The following is a 3,813-nucleotide window of genomic DNA, read 5'->3' as shown; positions in this document are numbered from 1 at the left end:
GCCGCTGACCAGCCAGGGCGTCGAGCCCGGCGGCAGCGACCCGCCGGACCCGGTCGCCGTGCCGCCCGGGCCGGTGCAACCTGCCAGGGTCGCGGTGAGCAGGAGGGGCAGGGCGAAAGCGCGCGGATGCATGGGTGGATCATGCCAAACAACCACAAAACGGGCGAGCATCGGGGAGTGGCTGGCTTTCTCGCGTCCCGGGCGTAAGGCTGACGGCATCGGTGCGGCGTTACGTGGAGGGGATCCGGATGGGCTACGCGGTGGTGCTCGGTGAGGCGTTGGTGGATCTGCTGGAGACCGAGCGCGACGGCGAGCTGATCTATCGGCAGGCGATCGGCGGCGCCCCGCTCAACGTCTCGGTCGGCGTCACCCGGCTCGGCGGCGAGGTGCAGTACTTCGGGTCGCTCGGCAACGACACCCTGGGCGACCGGATCGCCGCGTTCCTGCGCCAGATCGGGGTGGGCACGACCGGGCTGGCCCGCGTACCGGTGCCGACCACGCTGGCCGTGACGACCTTCGAGGGCGCCGAGCCGACCTTCCAGTTCTACGGCGAGCCGCCCTCGTACGCGCTGCTGCGCCCCGAGGACGTCGACGACAAGGTGGTGGCCGGGGCGGCGGTGCTCTACACCGGGTCGATCAGCCTGATGCGCGAGCCGTTCCGGGCGGCGGCCCGCAAGGCCTGGGCGATCCCCGGCCCGCTGAAGGTCTTCGACCCCAACGTACGCCCGAAGCTGCTGCCCGACGCCGCCGCGGTCGGTGCACTCCGTCACCTGGTCGAGGAGTTCTTCGCCACCGCCGACCTGGTCAAACTCAGCTCGGCCGACGCCGAGGTGCTCTGGGACGGCGCGGGCCCGGCGGCGGCCGCGGAACGCATCCTCAAGACCGGCGCGAAGGCGGTCGTGGTGACCTGCGGCTCCAAGGGCGCGTACGTGGCCACCGGGACGAGCACGGTCATGCTGCCGGCGCCGACGGTCGACGCGGTGGACGCCACCGGCGCGGGCGACTCGGTGATGGGCGCGCTGGTCCGCCGCCTGCTGGCCGACGGCGTGCCGGCCGAGCCCGAGGGCTGGCAGAGCTACGTCCGCTTCGCGCTGGCGGTGGCCGGCCTGGTCTGCGAACGCCCGGGCGGCGCGGTGGCGATGCCGACGGCTGAGGAGCTCACCGCCCGCTGGGGCGCGCTGCTGTAACGCGCACGGGCGAGAAAGTTCGCCGGTAGCGATGATTCGGCGGCGCGGTGGGAGTCACCTCTCGGACAACGCATTCCGACCGTGTCCGGAGGACCCTCGATGACCACGATTCCCGTCACCGCCCAGCAGCTCGCCGTGCCCGGCGCCCGGCTGCACTACGAGGTACGCGGCGCCGGCCCGCTCGTGCTGCTGACCGGCGCGCCGATGGACGCCCGCTCGTTCGAGGCGCTCGCCGGTCTGCTGGCCCGCGACCACACCGTGCTGACCGCCGACCCTCGCGGCATCAACCGCAGCTCGGTGGAGCACCCCGACCGGGACTCCACCCCGCAGGAACGCGCCGACGACCTGGCCCGGCTGCTGACCCACCTCGACGCCGGGCCGGCCGTGGCCCTCGGCTCCAGCGGCGGCGCGGTCAGCGTCCTGGCCCTGGCGCAGACCCGGCCCGAGCTGGTGCACACCGTCATCGCCCACGAGCCGCCGCTGCAGGAACTGCTGCCGGACCGCGCCGAGCTGTACGCCGCCACCGAGGACATGGTCGCCACCTACCTCGCCGGTGACGTGCTCGGGGCCTGGGTCCGGTTCCTGCGGGCGGCGAACATCGACTTCCCGCCGGCGATGATCGAGCAGGTGTTCCTCAGCGACCGTTCGCCGCAGACCGTCGCCGACGAGCACTTCCAGTTCGCCCACATGCTGCGGGCCACCGCCTGGTGGGTGCCCGACCTCGACCGGCTGCGCGCGGTGCCCACCCGGATCGTGGTCGGCATCGGCGAGGACTCCACCGGGCAGCTGTGCGACCGGGCGTCCCGGGCGCTCGCCGCCGGCCTCGGCCTCGCGCCGACCATGTTCCCCGGCGACCACATCGGTTTCGCCGAGGACCCGGCGGCGTTCGAGGTACGCCTGCGGGCCGTCCTGGAAGGCTGACCGTCGGGCACACTTCGTGAGGTGAGTGACACCCGCGCCGAACCCGCCGACCTGGCCCGGGCCCGCAACGGCGACGACGAGGCGTTCAACCGCGTCGTCGGGCCGTTGCGCCGGGAGCTGCACGCCCACTGCTACCGCATGCTCGGCTCGACCCACGACGCCGACGACGCGCTGCAGGACGCGCTGCTGCGGGCGTGGCGCGGGCTCGCCGGCTTCGAGGGCCGCAGCTCGCTGCGCTCGTGGCTCTACACCGTGGCCACCCGGACCTGCCTGGACGCGGTCGAGGCGCGGGGACGGCGGGCGCTGCCCGTCGACGTCGGGCCGTCGAGTCCCCGGGCTGTGCTCGGTGATGTGCCGTCGCACGAGGTTGCGTGGCTGGGGCCGTACCCGGACGGGCAGTTGGGCCGGGCCCGGCCGGACGCGCGCTACGAGCAGCGCGAGGCGGTCGAGCTCGCGTTCGTCGCCGCTATGCAGCATCTGCCGGGCAACCAGCGTGCGGCGCTGCTGCTCTTCGAGGTGCTGGGCTTCTCGGCGGCGGAGATCGCCGAGGTGATGGCGACCTCGACCGCGTCGGTGAACAGCGCGCTGCAGCGGGCCCGGGCGATCGTCGCGGCCAAGGTGCCGGCGCGCAGCCAGCAGCAGACCCTGCGCAAACTCGGCGACGCGCGGTTGCGGGAGATCGTCAGCGGCTACTCGGCGGCGCTGGAACGCGGCGACGTCGACGGGCTGGTCACGCTGCTCACCGAGGACGTGACCTGGGCGATGCCGCCGCTGCCGCACTGGTACGCGGGGCTGGCGGCCGTCACCGACTTCGCGGCCCGGGTGCCGCTGAGCTCGTGCGGATCGTGGCACAACGTGCCGGTGACCGCGAACGGGCAACCCGCGGTCGCGCAATACCTCGACGGGCGGGCGTGGGCGATCACCGTACTCACCCTGCGCGACGACCGGATCGCGGAAATCACGTCGTTCCTGGGCGCGGAACACCTCGCCGCCTTCGAGCTGCCGACCGCCACCGCGCAGGCCAAGATGGGGCATGACGCGATACACGATCGACGCCCCCACCGCGATCCGTCTCGTCCGTGAAGGCGTGACGGTAGCCGCGGAACACCAGCTCGTCGCCCCCAACGTGCTGCGCTCGCAGGCGCTGTCGCTGCTCTACCGGCAGACCCGGCAGGGCGAGATCGCCGCGGCGGACGCGCGGACGCTGCTCGACGGGATCACCACGATGAAGATCCGGCTGCTCGGCGACCGGGTCTCCCGGCAGACCGCGTGGCGGGTGGCCGAGCAGTTCGGCTGGGACGACACGGTCGCCGCGGAATACGTCGCAGTGGCGCAGCTGCAGGCCGACGCCCTCGTGACCCTCGACCCGGAACTGGCGCGGCAGGTCGAGGGCGTGGTGCCGCTGGCGCCGTTCGAGGCGCTGCTGAGCTAGTCGCCCAGGGCCTTGCTCAGTCGCCCCGGGCCTTGCTCAGTCGCCCCGGGCCTTGCTCAGTCGCCGAGGGCCTTGGCGATGAAGCGCTGCCGGTCCAGGAGCACCCGCTCGACCCGGACCTCGGCCACCAGCTCCTCACCGTCGCGCACCACGACGTCGAAGATCAGCTTGCGCCCGTCCACCTTGGCCAGCGTGGCCAGCGCGGTGACCCGGCGCCCGAGCGGGGTGGGCGCGCGGTGCTCGACCTCGGCGCGGACGCCGACCGTGGTGACG

General features: G+C 73.5%; 4 protein-coding genes and 1 pseudogene. 4 read left to right on the top strand and 1 reads right to left on the bottom strand.

What is annotated here, in order from left to right:
- Nucleotides 1–248 precede the first annotated feature (248 nt).
- The 4 genes from AB0C29_RS37620 (at nt 249) to AB0C29_RS37605 (ending at nt 3,540) form a co-directional block, all read left to right on the top strand.
- Nucleotides 249–1,187 (top strand): carbohydrate kinase, encoded by a 939-nt coding sequence (locus AB0C29_RS37620; protein WP_360830872.1) that lies wholly within the window; start codon nt 249–251, stop codon nt 1,185–1,187.
- 99 nt (nt 1,188–1,286) lie between these two features.
- A complete protein-coding gene (locus AB0C29_RS37615; protein ID WP_360830869.1) occupies nt 1,287–2,108 on the top strand; it encodes an alpha/beta hydrolase in 822 nt (273 codons plus the stop codon).
- A 21-nt stretch (nt 2,109–2,129) separates the two neighbouring features.
- Entirely contained in the window at nt 2,130–3,191 is a 1,062-nt protein-coding gene (locus tag AB0C29_RS37610) for a sigma-70 family RNA polymerase sigma factor (protein ID WP_360830866.1), read from the top strand.
- A complete protein-coding gene (locus tag AB0C29_RS37605) occupies nt 3,142–3,540 on the top strand; it encodes a hypothetical protein (RefSeq protein WP_360830875.1) in 399 nt (132 codons plus the stop codon). The genes AB0C29_RS37610 and AB0C29_RS37605 overlap by 50 nt, the downstream gene beginning before the upstream one ends.
- A 56-nt stretch (nt 3,541–3,596) precedes the next feature.
- On the opposite strand, the pseudogene AB0C29_RS37600 reads toward AB0C29_RS37605, so the two are convergent.
- Nucleotides 3,597–3,813, bottom strand: a pseudogene (locus AB0C29_RS37600) (thioesterase); the annotation flags it as partial.

This window comes from Actinoplanes sp. NPDC048791, from assembly GCF_040650095.1.
Lineage (GTDB): Bacteria > Actinomycetota > Actinomycetes > Mycobacteriales > Micromonosporaceae > Actinoplanes.
Note: the sequence above shows the minus strand (reverse complement) of the source record. Positions and strands in the feature narration are given on the sequence as shown.